Consider the following 19,979-nt stretch of genomic DNA (forward strand, 5'->3'; position numbering starts at 1 on the left):
CTCGTCGGCCCGGCGCCCCCCGCGCGGTCCCCCCCCCCCCCCCATAAAAAACACCACAAAAAACCCCCCCCCCCCGGGCCCGGCCCCGCCGCGGGGGGGGGCCCGCGGCGTATGGATGTCAGGCCTTCCAATGCCATCCGGCGGCATGCCAGGACGCGACGCGGGTGTTGGAATTTGCCTCGAAACCTTCCAGCCCTTCCTTGCGGCCGAACACGTTGGTTGAGGCAAACAGAGGCAGGAACGGCAGATCCTGACGGACGATTTCCTGCACACGCAGATAAATGGCGCGCCGCGCTTCCCGATCGAAGGTGCGGGCGCCCTTGTCGAGCAGCGCATCGACCTCCGGGTTGGAGTATTGGCCTGTGTTCGAGCCCTTTCCGCCCTTCGCGACGATCGCCTTGCTGTGCAGGCGGTTGGAAACGTCGGGGTCGCCCGCGATGACATTGGTCACACCGGAGATGGCTGACTCGAACTGCGATTTGAGCCAGAAATCGCCCCACATGACAGCGGCGGGCAGGTTCGAGATGGTCATCTCCACCCCGATCTCGGCGAATGTCTGCTGCAGGAACTGCTGCGTCTGCTCCCGCAAATGGTTGCCGGAGGTGGTGGAGTTGGCGAACGACAGGCGCACCCCGTCCTTCGCCCGTATTCCATCGGCTCCGGGTACCCAGCCGGCCTCGTCGAGGATCTGGCCCGCGCGCTCGAGGTTGAATTCCTGTGCCGGCAGGTTCGGATTGTAGTAGTAGGAACTCTGCGGCATGAACGTCTCGGTCGGTTTGTGGATGCCGTAATAAAGTGCTTCGAGGATGGCTTTCCTGTCGATTGCCGCGTAGAGCGCCTGGCGGACCGCCGGGTCCTTGAATTGCGGCTTCTCAAGATTGAGATAGATGGACTCGACCGATGCCCCAGGCTCCAGCTTGACCGTACGATCCGATAGTGTGCTGGCTTCCGCGTAGTGGTCGGCGGTTATATATGCCTGGTCGACGAGGTCGATGTCGCCGCTCTTGAACTGGGTGTAGAGCACCGTCATGTCGGGGATGTATTTGAAGACGAGCTGCTCCAAATAGGGGCCCTCCCCGGCATAATCCGCGTTCGCGACGAGTTCGATATGATCGCCGGCAACGCGCTGCGCCCACTTGAATGCGCCAGTGCCGACAGGCGCCTGATTGAAGGCGGCGGCGTTGGGGTCGGCCTCCTTTTCGAGGATGTGCTTGGGAACCATGAAGGTTTCGGCGAGAAACGACAAATAGGGGGCGAAAGCCTCCTCCATCCGCCAGGTCAGCTCGGTCGGCGAGACCACCTTGATATCGCGCACCAGCGAATGGCCGGCCGTGCGCCACGCCCGGAATTTCGGATTGGTGATGAGCTCAAGAGTGAATTTCACATCCTCGGCCGTGAACGGCTTGCCGTCGTGCCAGCGGACATCGTCACGCAGGCGGATGTGCCACTTAAGACCGTCCTCTGAAATGCCGCCGTTTTTCTGGCTTGGCAGTTCGACCGCAAGATTGGGCTGAAGAATGCCTTTGGGATCCATGCGGAAGAGCGCATCGAAAAGCGAGAAATGCACAGCGTCGTCGACCTCGATATGCGGCATCAACGGATTGAATACGGTGGGCTCCTGCGAGAGACCGACGACGACGCGGCCGGTTGGGTTCGCTGGCGGGTTCTGGGCGAAGGCGGGTTTGCCCAACAGATTGGGCGCAATGAGGCCAGCCGCCCCGCCTATCGCCATCAATCGTAGTGCATCGCGTCGCGAGTAGTTTGATTTGGTGTTTGAGCGTTCAGTCATTGGAATTCCCCTTGTTCTGGCGGTATCCGCCGTGGCTCTTACCCATTTGCTGCAACCGGACGGGTAGATCCCGGCTGCTCTCCAGGAATCGCCGCCACCAGCTCACGTGTGTAGGCTGATTGCGGGTCGAGGAAGATTTGCGAGGGAGGACCGCGTTCCACGATCCGCCCCTTCTGCATCACCGCGATTTCGTCGCAGATCTGGCTGGCGACGCGCAGGTCGTGGGTGATGAAGATCATCGACACGCCGGTCTCCCGCTGGATCTGGTCGAGCAGCTGCAGGATCTGGGCCTGGATCGATACGTCCAGCGCCGACACCGCCTCATCGGCGATCAGCAGCTTCGGCTTGAACATCAGTGCCCGAGCGATGCCGATGCGCTGGCGCTGCCCACCGGAAAATTCATGCGGAAAGCGATCAAAGGCGCCGGCATCGAGGCCGACATGGGCCAGGAGCGCTTTCGCCTCTTCACGCGCCTGGGCATAGGGCGTGCCGTGCGCGACTGGGCCAACGGTCAGGATGTGGCCGATCGTCGAGCGCGGGTTGAGCGAGGCGAACGGATCCTGGAAGATCATCTGGACCCGCGGCCGCAGCGGGCGGAATTCGGCTTCGGAAAGCTTGGCGATGTCGCGGCCCTCGAACAGAATCCCGCCGCCGTCGCTGTCCAGCAGCTTGATCAAAAGCCGACCAAGCGACGATTTGCCGGAACCGCTTTCGCCGACAACGCCCAGCGTGCGCCCGGGCGCCAGATCGAACGAGACCTCGTTGACCGCGGGCACGACGCGCTGTGCGCTGAACAGGGAACTGCCGCTGCGGTAGGTCTTCATCAGGCCTTCGACCTTCAGGATCGGCGCTTTGTCGGCCGTTTCCAGAGGAACGCGGTCCTCACCGGTCAGGTGTGGGACGGCTGCGATAAGACGCCTTGTGTAGGGATGGCCAGGCGACTTCAGGACCTGTTGAGCACTACCCTGCTCGACGATGTGGCCCTTCTCCATCACCACGACGCTGTCTGCGATCTCGGCCACCACGCCGAAGTCGTGAGTGATGAACATGACGCTCATTCCCTTGCGGCGCTGAATGTCGCGGATCAGCTCCAGAATCTGCGCCTGTGTGGTCACGTCGAGCGCGGTCGTCGGTTCATCCGCGATCAGGATCGTCGGCTCGAGCGCCAGCGCCATGGCGATCATCACCCGCTGCCGCTGCCCGCCGGAGAGGCGGAACGGATACTGGTGGTACATGAGTTCCGGGTCCGGCAGTCCCACCTCGGTCAGCAGCCCGACAGCGCGGCCGCGACGCGATTTCGGAGTGCCGACGCCGTGCGCCGCCATGACCTCGTCAATCTGCGCGCCCACCGTCATCAACGGATTGAGCGCCGACAGCGGGTCCTGGAAGATCATCGACACCACCCGGCCGCGCAGGCTGCGCAGCTTGTCTTGCGGCATGCCTACGATGTTCATCCCATCGAGGTGGATGGCGCCCGAGGAGACGCGGATCACATTGGGCAGTAGCCCCATGATGGCGTTCGCGGTGACCGACTTGCCGGATCCGGACTCGCCAATGACGCACAGGATCTGGCCGCGTTTCAGATCAAAGGAGATGTTCTCGACGGCATAAGTCCGTTCCATGCCCTTCGGCAGATTCACCGTGAGGTCGCGCACCGAAAGCGCCACATCGTGGGGGGCTACAGGCTGGATCGTTGCGACCATTGCGATCATCTCCCGTTTGAACCGAGCGGGTCCACGCTGTTGCGGACCGCATCATCGCGCTTTGAGCAGAAGCGCCTCACCATAGCGTCCGTCGTCTGGCCGTCTCGGCGCTTCGAGCGCTGAGGCTGTGAGAGACGGATTCTGCTCATCCTGGCGGCTCCCTTGATGAAATTCGGTCCGTGAACCGGACACTGTTCCCTTTTGTTGGAGAACTCTCCGAAGGCGTAAGCCCTGCCTATCGGAAGTCCTCTGGAGCTTACCCGTTATAAGGAAGGGTTGCTCCGTTCTTTCAGCCAGTTTGACTGTTCTGTCTCCGCATAGTCGTCGAAATTAGGCCCTCGGGCGGCAGGAACTTCTGAAAAGAACGTCAGGTTCGGCATTTCACTCTGCTCCCGTTCCGGCGCAGAAACCGGGATCAGACAACCAGGTCCTTCGTCCGCTAATTTGTGCGCGAAAGGCCTTGCGTCACTGCGCGCCGCGTCCCGAAAAGCCCATGCCGCAGATCACGCGACTGGATGAAGTGTACTCCTGCTTGCCCCGGCGGGTTGGGCGCCGGCAAAACTTTTTTCGGCAACAATTGCCTGTTCCATGGGCTGCAAACCGCAGGAAATTCCGTCCAGGCATGAACTCCGCAGCCTGCCTCTGCGGGCCGCCGGTTAACATCCATTAAAATAACCGGAGTCCCATCCATGCCCGCACCGCTGATTCACATCGAGTCCAGCCCATCCCTGCCTCGCGAGGCGGATGTCGTCGTCATCGGCGGCGGCGTGGTAGGCGTATTCACGGCCTATTATCTGGCGCGACGGGGCGTCAGCGTTGCCCTGCTGGAGAAGGGGCGCGTTGCCGCCGAACAGTCCAGCCGCAACTGGGGCTGGTGCCGGCAGCAGAACCGTGACGCACGCGAGTTGCCGATGGCAACCAGGAGCCTCGATCTCTGGGAGAAAGTGGCGCAGGAGACCGGCGAGGACACCGGCTTCCGCCGCTGCGGCCTGCTCTATCTCTCGCAGGACGAAAACGAGTTGGCAGGCTGGGCAAAGTGGCGCGATTTCGCAAGGACGGTTGGCGTCACGACGCATGTGCTGAGCGCGCAAGAAGCCACCGAACGCGGCAAGGCGACCGGCCGCAAATGGAAAGGCGGCGTGTTCTCGCCAACTGACGGAACGGCGGATCCATCGAAGGCGGTGCCGGTTGCCGCGCGCGGCATCATGGCGGCCGGCGGCACCGTGCATCAGAATTGCGCCGCGCGCGGGCTGGAACTGAGTGCCGGCCGGGTCAGCGGCGTCGTTACAGAAGCCGGAACCATCCGAACAACGACCGTGGTCATGGCCGGAGGCGCGTGGGCTTCTTCCTTCTGCAACCAGCTTGGTATCCGTTTCCCGCAAGCTGCCGTGCGTCAGTCCATTCTATCCGTAGCGCCGGGCGCAGAAGGCCTGCCGGATGCCCTGCATACCGCGCGCGTCTCGCTGACGCGGCGCAGCAACGGCGGATACGCGCTGGCGATCAGCGGGCGGGCGCGAGTCGATCCAACGCCGCAGCAGCTCAGGTTCAGCCGCGAGTTCGTGCCGATGTTCGCCCGCCGCTGGCGCAGTCTGGCCCCGGGAGCGTTCGAGGGCTGGCGTCAAGGTCATGAAAGCCTGAGGAAATGGGCAGTTGACGACGTGACACCAATGGAACGGAATCGGATTCTCGACCCCAAACCTGACATGAGGCAGATTCGCCTGACCTATCAAAGAGCCTGCGAATTGCTGCCCGAGTTCCAGCGCGTCGCGATTTCTCATGCTTGGGCGGGCTATGTCGACAGCACGCCCGATGGCGTCCCGGCAATTGGTGAAGTGGAGGGGATTCCGGGCTTTCTTCTCGCCGCGGGATTTAGCGGCCACGGCTTCGGGATCGGCCCCGGCGCTGGACATATGATCGCCGATATCATCACCGGCAGCGAGCCGATCGTCGATCCGCGTCCCTATAGGCCGGAGCGTCTGAAGACAGCTGCGTGGGGCAAGGTCGCTGAATTCTGAGAAGACCGTTTGCCAAGCTACATCAGGTCGCACACGAGATCGAGGCCGCGAGGCGGCCAGCACTGAAGGGAAAGTGACGATGCGCGAATATGAGATTGCTGCCATTCCTGCCGACGGCATCGGCCCAGAGGTCATTGCTGCCGGTCTCCAGGCGCTTGAGGCGCTGCAGCGGCGCTGCGGCGACTTCAAGCTGCGCATCCAGCACTTCGACTGGGGCTCAGACTACTACAAGGCGCATGGTCGGATGATGCCCGAAGATGGGGTGGCGCAACTGAAGCGCTTCGACGCTATCTTCTTTGGCGCGGTAGGCGCTCCCGATGTGCCCGACGACATCACGCTCTGGGGCCTCCGGCTGCCGATCTGCCAAGGCTTTGATCAATACGCGAACGTGCGGCCGACCAGGATATTGCCCGGCATTGTTTCGCCGCTGGCGGGCGTTGGCCCTGGCGATCTGGATTGGGTGATCGTGCGGGAGAATTCCGAGGGCGAGTATTCGGGCCACGGCGGCCGAGCCCATCGCGGCCTCCCCGAGGAGGTCGGAACCGAGGTCGCGATCTTCACGCGCGTCGGCGTCACCCGCATCATGCGCTATGCATTCCGACTGGCGCAGTCACGGCCGCGAAAGCTCCTGACAGTCGTTACAAAATCCAACGCGCAGCGTCACGGCATGGTAATGTGGGACGAAATCGCAGCCGAGGTGGCGCCGGAATTCCCGGACGTCACCTGGGACAAGATGCTGGTCGATGCTATGACAGTGCGTATGACGTTGAAACCTCGGAGCCTCGATACCATCGTCGCCACCAATCTTCACGCCGACATATTATCGGACCTTGCTGGCGCGCTCGCAGGCAGTCTCGGCGTTGCACCGACCGCCAACATTGATCCCGAGCGGCGCTATCCCTCGATGTTCGAGCCAATTCACGGCTCGGCATTCGACATCGCCGGCAAGGGTATTGCCAACCCGGTCGCCACCTTCTGGACCGCTGCCCAGATGCTCGAACATCTGGGCGAGAGCGCAGCGGCCGCCCGGTTGATGAACGCTGTGGAATCGGTGTCGAGTGAGGGCGTGCTGACGCCGGACGTCGGAGGGACAGCGACCACGCAGGAGGTGACGGACGCCGTCTGCCGGACGATCCGCGGTTCCAACGTTTGACAGGTTTCCAATGAAGCTCGACAAGATCGACATCAAGATCTTATCCCAACTGCAGAAGAACGGGCGGGTCACGAATGTCGAGCTCGCCGACCTGGTGAACCTTTCACCGAGCCCTTGCCTGATGCGCGTCAAGAAGCTTCAGGCGGAAGGCTTCATCACCGGCTATTCCGCCCAGATCAATGTGTCCAAGCTCGGGCAGACTCTGACGATCTTCACCGAAGTCACGCTCAAGCACCACCAGCAGAACGACTTCGCAAGATTTCTCACCGCAATCCAGAAGGTCGATTCTGTTATCGAATGCCACCTGGTTTCAGGCGGTTACGACTATCTTGTGAAGTTTGTCACAGCGGGCATCAGCGAGTACCAGACGATCATGGAGCGCATGATCGAACTGGATATCGGAATCGACAAATATTTCAGCTTCGTCGTGCTGAAGTCACCGATCGTCAAATCCCATTTGCCTCTCGACGCCATATTCGACAGATGAGAAAGAGGCTGCACCGCGCATGCGGCGGCAGCCTGGACGATCATCCCTTCATCGCCGACCGCACGTCCTGGTCTTCGAGGGTTTGATCCAACGTCATCCGGGTACGTTCGAGGATTCCATCAATATCGTCATCGGTGCAGCAGAGCGGCGGCGCAAAGCCGAGAATGCCGCTGTTGAAGGCGCGGATGACAAGGCCGTTCGCCCACGCGCGCTCGAAGATGCGGCGCCCCGGATCGGCCGTCGCCGGCAGCGGCGTCTTGCGCTCCTTGTCGGTGACCAACTCGATTGCTGCCAGCATGCCACGGCCGCGAATGTCGCCAACCAGCGGGTGGTCGGCGAGCGAGCGAAGGCCTTCCATCAGGCGCTTGCCGGCCTTGCGCCCGTTCTCGAGCAAGCTGTCTTCGTAGAGACGCAGACATTCGAGCCCGACCGCCGCGCTCACGGGATGGGCCGAATAAGTATAGCCATGGCCGACAGGCGCTTTGCCGGCTCCGTCTGCGATCGTATTGTACACATGGTCCGAGATGAAGACGGCGCCCATCGGCACGTAGCCCGAGGTCAGTCCCTTCGCCGTGGTCATGAGATCAGGCACGACCTCGTCTTCCTCACAGGCGAAGAGAGGGCCGGTACGGCCAAAGGCAGTGATGACTTCGTCGACAACGAACAGGATGTCATGTTCCTTGCACACGGCGTGCAGAGCCTTCAGCCAACCTGTCGGTGGAACGAGGACACCGCCCGAACCCTGAATGGGTTCGGCGTAGAAGGCCGCAACGCGGCCCGCGCCAAGTTCCGCGATTTTGGCCCGCAGGGCCGCGACCGATGCATCGATGACCGCCTGCGGGTTGGAACCGACCGGATTGCGATAGGCGTAGTGCGAAGGAATTTTGTGCTGCCAGTCGTATGGCACGCCGAAACCCGCATGGAAAGCCGGAATCGCGGTCAGGCCGGACCCTGCCGTCGAGGAGCCATGGTAGCCATGGTCGACCGAGATGAACTGGTCCTTCTGTGGCGTGCCCTTGGCATGGTAGTAATAGCGAACGAAGCGGATCGTGCTGTCGATTGCGTCGGAGCCGCCAAGCGTGAAATAGACATGGTTCAGATCGCCGGGCGCCAGTTCGGCAAGCCTGGCAGCAAGGCGAATGGCAGGCTCGGATCCCAGCCCGAAATATCCCGTGGCATAGGGAAGCTCTCTCAGCTGCTTTGCGGCTGCTTCAACGATACTTTCCTGGCCGTAGCCGATGTTCACACACCATAGACCGGCGAATCCGTCGAGCAGGGTTTTCCCGCTCGCATCGGTCACCGTTGCGCCCCTGGCGGATTTGAGCACCCGCACGCCCGTCTCCTCGTGGCTCCGATAGCATGAAAACGGGTGAACCAGATGTGCGCGATCGAGTTCGATCAGTGAGTTTGCCAGCATTTCTTCCTCCGATTCAGCGTAGTGCCTGATTTAACCGAGTGCCTGACTAACCAACGCATATGTGCGGTGATGCGCCGGCTTGCTTTCCTTGTGCGTGGCTATGGAGCGTCGCATCGCGATCCCGCCGCCGACATGCGCCAGCCCGCGCCCGGTGAGCCATTCAGCAAGATCCGTTGAGACGTCGGTGTCGACACGGACGAACTTGCCCTGATGATGGGCGAGCAGAAAGTCGATCAGTGCTTTGGCCTCGGCACCGTTTCTCGCCACCACCGGCCCGATGACCAGCCCCCGGCCGAATGGCCGGATGGCGGAAAAGGCCTGGGTATCGCCTTCATCGCGAATGACGGCGAACTTCGCGCGCTCGAAAAGCCGCTTCATCAGCGCCGAACGGTCATGACCAAATGCCTCGCGATCCAGCACCTCGAGGCGGGCAAGATCGCCGCTCTCTGCCCAGGATACACGGGCCGGCGGAGAAACCGCCGACGCCTCGCCCTGATGCTGCACGATCTCGCCAGTCGTGACGAAGCCCAGCTTCTCATAGAGCGGCAGGCCTTCCTGTGTCGCCGTCAGGTAACAGGTGCGCTCACCCGCCTTGGCCAGCGCCTCTTCCATCATCTTTCGGCCGAGTCCGCGGCCGCGCATGGCCGCATCGACGATCACCATGTTGATGGCGGCGGCATTGTCGCCGTAGGGGGTCATCATGATCGTCGCCACCACGCGTTGTTCTTCCAGAGCGACGATCCCCCGGCTGACCGACTGAGCCAGTTCCCAATCCTCGCGGCGATGCGGCCAATTGACTTGGCGAGACAACTCGACAGCACCTTCCAGGTGCCCCGGTGTCATCTCTTCAAGGATGATCTGTCGTGTGGTCATGATGAATTTCCAGCCTTCGTTTTCAGTGCTGACGGTAGACCACCAAAGACAGCAGTTCCTCCCGACCGGCAGCCAAGCGCGACGCGTTTTCACTATCCTTCGCCGCTCGTGCCGCATCTTCTGCCGATGCATGGCCGACAGGCCGCGCCGCTCCCAAAGCTCGAAAGGACGCCTGCGCAACTCTCTGCCAAACCGGCGATGCAATACGAAACGATCTGCTTCAGGTCGCGGCGAATGCGGCCATTAGTCTTCCAGATCTCCGACTATGCTGATTGTGGTACAGGCACGCTGTGCCGAGAAAACCAGGAGGATGGTCGCCATGTCGACGTTCAGACCGAAATACATCACCTTCGACTGCTACGGCACGCTCACCAATTTCGATATGGCCGGCGCGGCGCGGCGCGTCTACGGCGAGCGCCTCTCCCCAGAGGCAATGGCCAGCTTCGTGGAGGCTTTTAGAGGCTATCGCCTTGACGAGGTGCTGGGGCCATGGAAACCCTTCCTCGAGGTGGTGCAGAATTCCATCGAACGCAGCTGCAAGCGCATCGGTATCCAGTTCAAACCCGAAGACGCCCAACGCATCTATGACGAAGTGCCGACCTGGGGTCCGCACCCCGACGTCCCGGCTGGCCTGTCCAGAGTGGCCAAGGAAATCCCACTGGTGATCCTGTCCAACTCCATGAACAGCCTGATCATGTCGAATGTGGAAAACCTCGGCGCGCCCTTTCACACCGTCATCACCGCCGAAGAGGTTGGCGCCTATAAGCCGCTGATGAAGGGCTTTGAATACATGCTCGACAAGCTCGGCTGCGGCCCGGAGGACATCACTCATGTCTCGTCCTCGTTCCGCTACGATTTGATGACCGCCTACGATCTCGGCATCAAGAGCAAGGTCTGGGTGAACCGCGGCCACGAGCCCGCGAACCCCTTCTACGAATATACCGAGATCAAGGATATCGGCGGGCTGGCCGCCGCGGTCGGCCTGGATCCCGTTCGGGAAGTTGCTTGAGGCTGGCGGGCCTCCGGCCATCGCGGCATTCGACGTATCGAAATGAGAAAGGGGCGGTTCGACCGCCCCTTTCTGATGCTGACGCATGTCCCTCGCTCGTCGTCCCAGGGCGGAGCAAGGAGCGAAGCGACGCGGCGCAGACCCTGTCATCCATTCTGCTGCCTGCCGGTCGGGCAGCCAATCTCCAACGCTGGCGATTGGCATAGGCCACCCAACTTCGTCATCCTAGGGCGAAGCAAGGAGCGGAGCGACGCGGCGCAGACCCTAGGATCCATGCCGTTACGCCAGCCGAAGAATGCAACGGCTCAGAACGGCGCTCGCATGCGCAACGGTGCACGTCACCCCTTCTGCCGGCTATGCCACCAGAAGCGCGGCACGATCTACATCGGCGTCACCACGACCTCGGACGCCGCATGCCGGAGCACAAATCCGGCACGGCTCGCGCTTCACCAGCCGCTACGGTTCCGGACCGCAGGAGCACTGCCGCCAGGCAACGGCATGGATCCCAGGGTCCGCGCCGCGTCGCTTCGCTCCTTGCTCCGCCCTGGGATGACGAAGTGGAGGGTGCTTCGGTCTAATCCCGGAGGTTTGCGATTGCTACTGAAAATCGGCCGCTGAAAGGGACCGTGGTCCAATGCATGTCGCGCAAAAGCATGCCCTCGGGCCTGAGCCAGGGCCTGACCCCAGGGCGTGCAGCGGTTTTGCGATAGCGACAGCATAAACAACAACCTAAAGCGCGCCGCATGAGGCCGGTCAAACGCGGCGCACTTTAGTTCGCAGTTGCGACTCCGAAAGGCCTCTAATTAAGCCCGCCAACATGAAGCGTCTTGACCTCGAGATATTCGTCGATGCCGAGCTGCGATCCTTCCCGCCCCACGCCTGACTGCTTGACACCGCCGAAAGGCGCAACCTCGGTCGAGATCAGGCCGGTATTGAGCCCGACCATGCCGAACTCCAGCGCCTCGGCGACACGCCATGACCGTTTGAGATCGTCGGTGTAGAAGTAGGCGGCAAGGCCGAACGGCGTAGCGTTCGCGATGGTGATGGCGTCTTCCTCCGTCTCGAAGCGAAAAAGCGGCGCCACCGGTCCGAAGGTCTCTTCCGATGCCAGCAGCATCTCGGTGGTAGCCTCCCCCAGGACGACGGGCCGTGCATATTGCCTGCCGTCGGGCAGTGCCTCGCTTTGGGCGAGGATCTGGGCACCTTTCTGCTTCGCATCCGCAATGTGACGCTCGATCTTGTCGATCGCGGCCGTGTTGATCATCGGGCCGATCTCAGTGCCCTCGTCGGTCCCCGCGCCAACCTTCATCCGCGTGACGCGCTGGCTCAGCTTTTCGGCGAACGCGTCGTAAACGCCTTCCTGCACGAGAATCCGGTTCGCGCAAACGCAGGTTTGACCGCCATTGCGGAACTTGGATACGATCACCCCTTCAACTGCGTTATCAAGATCGGCGTCGTCAAAGACGATAAAGGGCGCGTTGCCGCCAAGCTCCAGGCTCAGCCGCTTGATGCTGTCGGCCGCGCCACGCATGAGCAGCGCACCGACGCGGGTCGAACCGGTGAACGAGATCTTGCGCACCGTCTCGTTGGCCATCAGTTCTTTGCCGATCTCTCCCGGCATGCCGGTCACGATGTTGATAACGCCTGCCGGGATGCCCGCCCGCTCCGCCAGGACGCCGAGCGCCAGCGCCGAGAATGGCGTAAATTCCGACGGCTTGATGACAACCGTGCAGCCGGCGGCCAGCGCCGGTGCTACTTTGCGCGTGATCATCGCGTTGGGGAAATTCCACGGCGTGATGATGGCACAGACGCCGACTGCTTCCTTGAGAACCAGAATGCGTCGATCGGCGGTGGGTGACGGAATGGTCGAGCCACCGATGCGGCGCGCCTCCTCCGCAAACCATTTCACGAAAGATGCGCCGTAGCGGATTTCCGCCGACGCCTCGGCAAGCGGCTTACCCTGTTCCAGCGTCAGCAGAAGCGCCAAATCCTGTTCGTGCTGGCGAATGAGGTCGTGCCATCGCTCCAGCAATCTCGCACGCTCGGCATGGGTCGTCTTCTTCCAGCTTTTGAATGCCTCGGCCGCAGCACCGATCGCGGCCCGGGTGTCGTCGCCGCCCATATCGGGAACGCTGCCAAGAACGGCCAGGGTGGCAGGATTGGTGACCTCGACGGCGGCCTTTGTATCCGCTTCCCGCCACACACCGCCAATCAACGCCTGCTGGCGGAACAGGTCCGCATCGTCAAACGTGCCAATCTTCGTTATCGCATTCATGGTCTTTCCTCTGCCCTTTCAGCTCAACGCCGCAAGCACGGCTTGCGTGATCGTTTCAGTCCGGTCCTTGCCTGCGATCGTGCCAATGCCCCGTGCGGTTATGGACTCGATTGCCGACATCACTTCTGCCGCAGCATGCCCCTCGCCCAGATGTTCGAGCATCATCGCACCGGACCAGATCGCGGCGATCGGATTGGCGACACCGAGATGCGCGATGTCGGGCGCCGAACCGTGGACCGGTTCGAACATGGAAGGCGCACTGCGATCGGGATTGATATTGGCGGAGGCGGCGTAACCCAGCCCGCCCTGAATGGCCGCTCCAATATCGGTGAGGATGTCGCCAAACAGGTTCGAGGCGACGATCACGTCGAGGCTTTCCGGCGCCAGCACCATGCGGGCGGCAATGGCGTCGATGTGGTAGTGCGAGACCTCGACATCGGCATAGTCCTTCGCCACCTCACGCGTGACCTCATCCCAGAAAACCATGGAATGCTTTTGGGCGTTGGATTTGGTCACGGATGCGAGCTTCTTGCCGCGCGCCCGCGCCTGTTCGAAACCGAAACGCATGATCCGTTCGACACCGGCACGCGTGAAGATTGACGTCTCAATCGCGACCTCATTGGCCGTGCCGGAATGCACGCGCCCGCCGGCGCCGGAATATTCGCCTTCCGTATTCTCGCGAATGCACAGGATGTCGAAACCATCGGAGCGGAGGGGCCCCTGAACGCCCGGCAACAGTCTGTGCGGCCGTATGTTGGCGTACTGCGTGAACCCTTTCCGGATCGGCAGAAGCAGTCCGTGAAGCGATACTGAGTCGGGTACTTCCGCCGGCCAGCCTACCGCGCCGAGATAGATCGCATCGAATTTTCGGAGTGTCTCGATGCCGTCTGGCGGCATCATTGCGCCGGTTTCCAGGTAGTAGGCGCACGACCATGGGAAGCGTGTGCCATCAAGGGCGAAACCGCCCCGTTTGGCCGCGGCCTGCATCACCTGCCATGCCGCCCCGGTCACGTCCTTGCCGATGCCGTCGCCGGGGATGAGCGCTATGTCATAGGTCTTCATCGATCGAGGTCCTCATTCGCACTAGCGGAACCATAGCGGATCGCGCGCCGCATTTTTCGTCGAGAATGAGCGGCCCGACAGCGTCGAATCGCGTCGGGCCGAACCTGGAAAGTCGATTGTTCTGGAACCCGCCGCGCGCGCTATTAGGCCGGACGTTGAGCACTGAACTCAGTCGTAAACGCAGACGTAGATCTTGCGCACGGTCTCGATCGTGCGCCAGACACCCACGAAACCGGGCTTCATCACGAAACTGTCGCCGGCGCGGTAAGTCTTGGTCTCGCCGCCCTTCTCCTCGATTTCGATGAGGCCCGAAAGGATATGGCAGAACTCGTAGGTGGTGCCCTTGATCGAATGCGTCTCGCCGGGGGTGGCTTCCCAGACGCCGGTCAGAACCTTCTCACCTTTCGAGGCATCCTGCGCCCAGCTCTTGAAGGATGGAGTGCCGGAAATGAGCCGCTCAGGCAGCGGCAATGCCTCCTTCGGCGTGAAGGCGGGATTTGTGTCAATCGTGGTCAGCAGTGACATGTGGGTCTCCTGGTTAGTAGCCGAGTGTCCGATCGATGAGGCCGATCAGTTCTTCGCCGGCGCGGTGGCGCCGGACGTTGTCGACGGCGGCTTGCGCCGCCGTATGTGGTTGTGTCACCGAGGCAATGTGCGGCGTTATCATCACCTTCGGATGCGACCACAGCGGATGGTTTTCCGGGAGCGGTTCTGGATCAGTGACATCAAGCATCGCCGCGGATACGTGGCCTCTGTCGAGCGCGTCGATCAGCGCGGCCTGGTCGAGTTGCGGACCCCTGCCGACATGCAGCAGCCGCGCCCCTGCTGGCAGCAAGGAGAAGAGTTTTGCATCGAGAATGCCGCTGGTTTCCTGCGTCAGCGGTAGCAGGCAGACGAGAATATCCGTCTGCTTCAGAAAGCGGGGCAACTGATCGGCGCCGTGAAAACAGGTGACTCCCTCTATCCGCTTTTCGCTACGGCTCCACCCGGCAAGCGGAAACTGGAATGGCTTCAGGCGCTCGATAGCCGCCTGCGCCAGCATGCCAAGACCAAGAAAGCCGACCCGGCGCTCGGCCGCCTGTCGAGCGGCAATCGGTTGCCAGAGGCACCTTTTCTGCTGCTCGAGATAGGCGGGCATCTCCCGGTGGAGCGCCAACACGCCAAGCGCGACGTATTCCTGCATCATGCGGATGATGCCGTCCTCGACCATGCGCACCAGCTTCACATGGCTCGGCACCACGTCCTGCTTGAACTGGTCGACGCCGGCTCCGATCGAAAACAGCACTTCCAGGTTGCGGTAGCAAGAGATGTCGTCCGGCACCGTCCAGGTGATGAGATAGCGCACCTTCTCCGGCTCCAACTCATCGCCGGAATGGAAGAATTCCAGATCCGGGAGTTCGCGCGCAAAAATCTCGCGGAACACCGCAGCACGCGCCGCATCGGAGTTGAAAAGAAATGCCATGGAACCCGCCCTTCCCTCAGGCCGCGAGACGCGCGCCGAGATCGTCGATCATGCTCTGGCAGGCAGCAAGTTCACCGATCTCGATGTATTCATTGGGACGATGCGCGCGGGAAATTTCGCCAGGGCCGCAAATGATCGCATCGATACCAGCCTGCTGATAAAGCCCGGCCTCGGTGCCGTAACTGACCGCCGTGAGCGGCTCCTGCCCGGTCAGCTCTGTCAGGACTGCCGCTAGCTTGCTCCCATCCGCCGGCGCAAGGGCAGGATAGGAACTCAACTCGTGCCAGGCCACCTCGAAGCCGCTGTCGCGCAGATCGAAAAGCCGGGCTTTGACCGGCTCAAGCAGGGATGCTGGGGAAACGCCCGGCACGGCACGCACCTCGATATCGGCTGTGCAGTGGCCAGCGATGATGTTGACCGCCTGTCCACCGGCGATGACACCCACCTGCAAGGAAGAATATGGGGGCTCGAAATTTTGATCGAGCGGGCCGCCCGTGAGCGATTGGCCGTGGGCCACGGCGTGCGAGATGACGCCGGCCATGGCGTGCACGGCATTGAGTCCGAGATCGGGGCGTGACGAGTGGCCGGATCGCCCGATCACCTCGAGCCGCGCCGCGGCCTTTCCCTTGTGCGCACGCACAGGTTGCATCCGGCTGGGCTCGCCGACAATTGCGCCAAGCGGCCTCTCGCACAGGCTCGGCAACGCAGCCAGGAGATGCGGCACACCACGGCACCCCGCCTCTTCGTCGTAGGAGAATGCGAGATGGACTGGCTGCCGCAGGTTCATTGCTGCAAGTCCTGGCAGCGCGGCCAATGCGCAGGCGAGAAAGCCCTTCATGTCGGTGGTGCCGCGGCCGTAAAGCCTGCCGCCCTCGCGACGCAGGACGAACGGATCCGAGCTCCATTCCGGCTCGCCGGCCGGCACGACATCCATATGTCCGGAGATGATGTAGCCCCGACCGCCACGCGGCCCGACCGTGACGAACAGGTTGGACCGGTCGCCCTCGGGACCGGGCAGAACTGTCACCTCGGCTCCGGCTGCCTGACAGTAGTCGCGGATCCAATCGACGATCTCACCGTTTGGCGTGCCCACAACGGAGGGAAATGCAATCAGGGTCGCGAGGATTTCTTCCACGTTCATGGCTGTCCGCTCTGCTTGCACACTGTAGGTTGCGACCAGCCTATCCCTGAGCAGCAGTGTTCCCTGCCGAATCGCGTCGTGCTTTGGTTGAAGATTGCGAAAAAACGCCTCGAACCAGCGAAACCTGCTGGCGTTCCACTGTAATGCTGCTGCAAATGAAGCCTGTCGCAAACATGGCTATCGGCGCCAGGATTTAGCACCGCGTGCCCTGGGCATTCGTTGAAAGACATTCGTTGAAGGAGCGGATCGACTGAGATGCAGAGATCAGTACGCCTGAAATCCTTTGAACTGGTCGCGCGAGACATCAATGATGTCGATGTTGATCTGCTGCATGCACTATCGATTTCGGTCCGCTGGCCGCATCGTCCCAAGGACTGGGATTTGTTGCGCCGCGCCGGCCACGGCATCGTCGCCGTTGACGGAATTGGGCGCGTCTTCGGAAGCGCGATGTGGTTTCCCCAAGGCGACGATTTTGCCACCATCGGCCTGGTGATCACGACGCCTCGCGCACAGGCGCAGGGAGGCGGCCGATGGCTCATGGACCAGGTCCTCGAGCAGTGCGGGGATCGCAATCTGGCCCTGAATGCCACCCATGCCGCCTATCCTCTGTATGTGTCGCTCGGCTTCACGAACGAGGCGATCGTCTACATGCGCCAGGGCGAGATCCCACAAAAACTCCCGCCAATGCCAGCTCCGGATGGTGAATTAAGTGATCTGCCCAGCGGCGGACTTCGCGAGATCACCGAACTGGACGCGCGCGCATTCGGGACCAACCGTGCAAGGCTGCTTGCGTTGCTCTCGGAGGATGCCTCGATCGCCACTTTGAGTCGCGGCGGCGAGGTCGTTGGCTATTCCATGTGTCGCGAGTTCGGGCGTGGCCATGTGATTGGTCCCACAGTAGCCCGAAACGACCAGGACGCGGTCCATCTCACAGCCGTCCATCTGAAGAAGCTGGCAGGTCGATTCGCCCGCGTCGATACGCGCGAGAAGGATGGCGTGTTTGCCGAGTTCCTTCAGCAGAGCGGCCTCGGCATTGCCGAGACAGTGACGACGATGTCCAAAGGCCGCCGCTTTCTGAACCGCGAAAGCAACGAGCCCTGGGTCTATGGATTGGCCAGCCACGCCTGGAGCTGAATGCCAGCACGCTGTCGCCGATGCCGCAGGGCCGCTCCGGTCCCGTCAACGCTCTCACAACGACTCCAGCGCCCTGGACATACGTTCGAGCCCTCTCCGCAACAGCGGACGAGGGCAACCGACATTGAGGCGAATGAAGCCTTCACCGCCGGGTCCATAGACGCGCCCGTCGTACAAATTGACCCCGGCTCGGTCGACGAAAAACCGTTGAACGCCTCCGACCCTCCGATCGAGCCCGCGCGCATCCAGCCACACCAGGAAGGAAGCGTCCGGCCGCATCGGTGTGATGCCCGGCAGGCGATCCTCGGCGAAGTTGAGGACGAAATCGACATTACCGCCGATGTAGCGCGTCAGCTGATCCAGCCACGGCGCGCCGGTGCTGTAGGCGACCTCTAGCGCCAGCCGTCCAAAGAAGTTGGCATTGACCATGAACGATGCCTGCATGGTGGCCAGAAACGCCTCGCGCCGCTGCTTGTTGGCCACCGACACGGTTGCGGAGGGCACGCCGGCCAGATTGAAGGTTTTTGTTGGAGCCGTGCAGATGAATGACTTTTCCGCGGCATCCTCGCAGAGGGACGAAAAGACGATGTGCGGGCGATCCGACAATCTGATATCGCAATGGATGTCATCGGAAATGACAAGGATGCCGTAGCGCTCGCAGACATCGTTCAGCGCTGCCAACTCCCCGCGCGTCCACGACTTTCCAGCTGGATTGTGCGGATTACAGAGCAGGAAGGCCTTGGCGCCGGCAGCCAGTTTTGCGAAGTCCTCCAGGTCCAGCTCGTATCGGTTGTCTTGCAGCCTTAGCCGGTTGACCAGCAGTTTCCTTCCGTTGCCCTGGATCACTTCGAAATAGGGCGAGTAGATGGGAGACTGCACGATCACCCCGTCCCCGGGCTTGGTGAAGGTGCGAAGCATCGCGGCTACCGACGGCATGATCGCAGGCGCCGGCAGCAGCGATTCCAGTGCCGGCGACCAGCCGTGCCGACGCGCGAACCATGATTGCACAATCTCGTAGTGACGGGGGTCGCGGCGGGTATAGCCATAGATTCCATGGTCCGCCGCTTCCCGCAGACGCGCGATGACGGTTTCAGGCGCGCGAAAATCCATGTCCGCGGTCCACAGCGAAAGCAGATCTTCGCCCTCGACCCGCGGCGAGAATTCGTCCCACTGATTGGCCCATTTGACTGAACCAAACTGGTGGCGGTCATAGATCCTGTCGAAGTCGATCATTCCAACATTTCTTTCCGCAACCGTCGGTTGCGATGCATCTGCACAAGCCATTGCCTGGTTTCCGGTGTGGTTTTATTCCGCTTCCTAGCTCTTGTGGCCACGCGCCAACGCGCGCTCCATCGACTGCGAGTACCGGGACATTCCGAAGCAGAAGACCCAGTAGACCAGCCCGGCGAAGAGATAGCCGGTCGAGGAGATCGTCGGCCCAGCCCAGTTCGGGTCGACTCGCGCCGTTTCGACGGCTCTCAGGAAGTCCGCAATGCCGACGATCGCTACCAGCGTCGTGTCCTTGAACAGCCCGATGAAGGTAGAGACGATGCCTGGGATAACGATAGTGAGCGCCTGCGGCAGGATGATCAGACGCATCATGGTGAAATAGCTGACGCCGAGCGCCTTTGCCGCCGCATATTGCCCCTTCGGGATCGCCTGAAGGCCGGCGCGCACCACCTCTGCCATGTAGGCCGACGAGAACAGCGCTATTGCAATCAGCGGACGCAGCAGCCGATCGGGCGTCAGATAGTCGGGGACGAAGAGCGGCATCATGAAATTCGCCATGAACAGCACCGTGATGAACGGCACACCCCTGACGACCTCGATGAAGATCACACACACTGCTCTGACGAGGGGAAGCTCCGATCGTCGGCCAAGCGCGAGAAGCACACCGAGCGGCAGCGAGAAGACGATGCCCACGATCGACATGAGCAGAGTGATGAGCAGCCCACCCCACAAGACGGTATCGATGACCGGCAGATCGAGCGACGCGACGCCCCTCAACAGCACGAAGGCGACGACCGGATAGGCAACAAAGAACAGCAACGCCGCCACATTGCGCCGCGGCGCCCGTTTCCACAGCAGCCAGACGATCAGCACGGCGCCGATTGCCAGCGTCAGGTCCACCCGCCAGCGTTCGGAAACCGGATACGCCCCGTAACGGAGATAGTCGAATTTCTCGACGATGAACGGCCAACAGGCGCCGTCAGGGTTGGCGCGGCATTCTTGCTGTCCGCCTGCCCAGACTGCGTCCAAGGCTGCAAAACGCACGAACTGATGCAACAGCCATGCGGCGAGAACTGTGAAGCAGATCGTGAGAACGCCGGAGAACGGCGTCGAGAACAGGTTCTTTCTGATCCAGGTTGCCGGGCTCGGCCGGATTCCAGAAGGCGGTGCCATAGGCGGCAGAAGCGGAGCGCTAACGAGGGGCGGATGCAGGGACTGGCCGCTCATTC

16 protein-coding genes are annotated in these 19,979 nt (G+C 61.9%); 5 read left to right on the forward strand and 11 right to left on the reverse strand.

The annotated features are described in order from the left end of the window. Positions 1 to 118: 118 nt before the first annotated feature. Together AC0L3H_RS07850 and AC0L3H_RS07855 are read right to left on the reverse strand one after the other, a co-directional pair. Complete coding sequence (locus AC0L3H_RS07850; RefSeq protein WP_473585069.1) at positions 119 to 1,789, reverse strand: peptide ABC transporter substrate-binding protein; 1,671 nt, start codon at positions 1,787 to 1,789, stop codon at positions 119 to 121. A gap of 38 nt (positions 1,790 to 1,827) precedes the next feature. Beyond that, positions 1,828 to 3,492, reverse strand: coding sequence for an ABC transporter ATP-binding protein (locus tag AC0L3H_RS07855; protein ID WP_473585070.1), 1,665 nt, complete (start codon positions 3,490 to 3,492; stop codon positions 1,828 to 1,830). A 689-nt stretch (positions 3,493 to 4,181) separates the two neighbouring features. Here AC0L3H_RS07855 and AC0L3H_RS07860 point away from each other — a divergent pair. The 3 genes from AC0L3H_RS07860 to AC0L3H_RS07870 all read left to right on the forward strand — a co-directional run bounded on the left by AC0L3H_RS07860 (position 4,182) and on the right by AC0L3H_RS07870 (position 7,147). Then, positions 4,182 to 5,507, forward strand: coding sequence for an NAD(P)/FAD-dependent oxidoreductase (locus tag AC0L3H_RS07860; RefSeq protein ID WP_473585071.1), 1,326 nt, complete (start codon positions 4,182 to 4,184; stop codon positions 5,505 to 5,507). A gap of 79 nt (positions 5,508 to 5,586) precedes the next feature. Then, positions 5,587 to 6,660, forward strand: a complete 1,074-nt coding sequence (locus tag AC0L3H_RS07865) for a tartrate dehydrogenase (RefSeq protein WP_473585072.1) — start codon at positions 5,587 to 5,589, stop codon at positions 6,658 to 6,660. A gap of 10 nt (positions 6,661 to 6,670) precedes the next feature. Continuing rightward, complete coding sequence (locus tag AC0L3H_RS07870) at positions 6,671 to 7,147, forward strand: Lrp/AsnC family transcriptional regulator (RefSeq protein ID WP_473585073.1); 477 nt, start codon at positions 6,671 to 6,673, stop codon at positions 7,145 to 7,147. 40 nt (positions 7,148 to 7,187) lie between these two features. Here the strand turns inward: AC0L3H_RS07870 and AC0L3H_RS07875 are convergent, their stop codons facing one another. Together AC0L3H_RS07875 and AC0L3H_RS07880 are read right to left on the reverse strand one after the other, a co-directional pair. After that, a complete protein-coding gene (locus tag AC0L3H_RS07875; RefSeq protein ID WP_473585074.1) occupies positions 7,188 to 8,564 on the reverse strand; it encodes an aminotransferase class III-fold pyridoxal phosphate-dependent enzyme in 1,377 nt (458 codons plus the stop codon). 30 nt (positions 8,565 to 8,594) lie between these two features. Next, a complete protein-coding gene (locus AC0L3H_RS07880; RefSeq protein WP_473585259.1) occupies positions 8,595 to 9,437 on the reverse strand; it encodes a GNAT family N-acetyltransferase in 843 nt (280 codons plus the stop codon). Positions 9,438 to 9,756: 319 nt separating this feature from the next. Between AC0L3H_RS07880 and AC0L3H_RS07885 the strand changes: the two genes are divergently transcribed. Next, positions 9,757 to 10,446, forward strand: a complete 690-nt coding sequence (locus AC0L3H_RS07885) for a haloacid dehalogenase type II (protein ID WP_473585075.1) — start codon at positions 9,757 to 9,759, stop codon at positions 10,444 to 10,446. 799 nt (positions 10,447 to 11,245) lie between these two features. Here AC0L3H_RS07885 and AC0L3H_RS07890 read toward each other — a convergent pair. The 5 genes from AC0L3H_RS07890 to argE form a co-directional block, all read right to left on the reverse strand. Continuing rightward, on the reverse strand, positions 11,246 to 12,721 hold the full coding sequence (locus tag AC0L3H_RS07890; RefSeq protein ID WP_473585076.1) for an NAD-dependent succinate-semialdehyde dehydrogenase: 1,476 nt from the start codon (positions 12,719 to 12,721) through the stop codon (positions 11,246 to 11,248). An 18-nt stretch (positions 12,722 to 12,739) separates the two neighbouring features. After that, positions 12,740 to 13,783 (reverse strand): tartrate dehydrogenase, encoded by a 1,044-nt coding sequence (locus AC0L3H_RS07895; RefSeq protein WP_128168248.1) that lies wholly within the window; start codon positions 13,781 to 13,783, stop codon positions 12,740 to 12,742. A 168-nt stretch (positions 13,784 to 13,951) separates the two neighbouring features. Continuing rightward, complete coding sequence (locus tag AC0L3H_RS07900) at positions 13,952 to 14,308, reverse strand: cupin domain-containing protein (protein ID WP_023798459.1); 357 nt, start codon at positions 14,306 to 14,308, stop codon at positions 13,952 to 13,954. A gap of 13 nt (positions 14,309 to 14,321) precedes the next feature. Further along, the gene (locus AC0L3H_RS07905) at positions 14,322 to 15,245 is read right to left on the reverse strand and encodes a 2-hydroxyacid dehydrogenase (RefSeq protein WP_473585077.1); all 924 of its coding nucleotides are present in this window, start codon (positions 15,243 to 15,245) and stop codon (positions 14,322 to 14,324) included. A gap of 16 nt (positions 15,246 to 15,261) precedes the next feature. Then, entirely contained in the window at positions 15,262 to 16,386 is a 1,125-nt protein-coding gene (gene argE / locus AC0L3H_RS07910; RefSeq protein ID WP_473585078.1) for an acetylornithine deacetylase, read from the reverse strand. A 255-nt stretch (positions 16,387 to 16,641) separates the two neighbouring features. Here argE and AC0L3H_RS07915 point away from each other — a divergent pair, with 255 nt between their 5' ends. Then, entirely contained in the window at positions 16,642 to 17,520 is an 879-nt protein-coding gene (locus AC0L3H_RS07915) for a GNAT family N-acetyltransferase (protein ID WP_473585079.1), read from the forward strand. A gap of 54 nt (positions 17,521 to 17,574) precedes the next feature. On the opposite strand, the gene AC0L3H_RS07920 is transcribed toward AC0L3H_RS07915, so the two are convergent. Beyond that, positions 17,575 to 18,753 (reverse strand): MalY/PatB family protein, encoded by a 1,179-nt coding sequence (locus AC0L3H_RS07920; RefSeq protein ID WP_473585080.1) that lies wholly within the window; start codon positions 18,751 to 18,753, stop codon positions 17,575 to 17,577. Positions 18,754 to 18,837: 84 nt separating this feature from the next. Continuing rightward, on the reverse strand, positions 18,838 to 19,977 hold the full coding sequence (locus tag AC0L3H_RS07925; protein WP_473585081.1) for an amino acid ABC transporter permease: 1,140 nt from the start codon (positions 19,975 to 19,977) through the stop codon (positions 18,838 to 18,840). Positions 19,978 to 19,979 lie beyond the last annotated feature (2 nt).

It is taken from the genome of Mesorhizobium sp. WSM4816 (assembly GCF_055811535.1).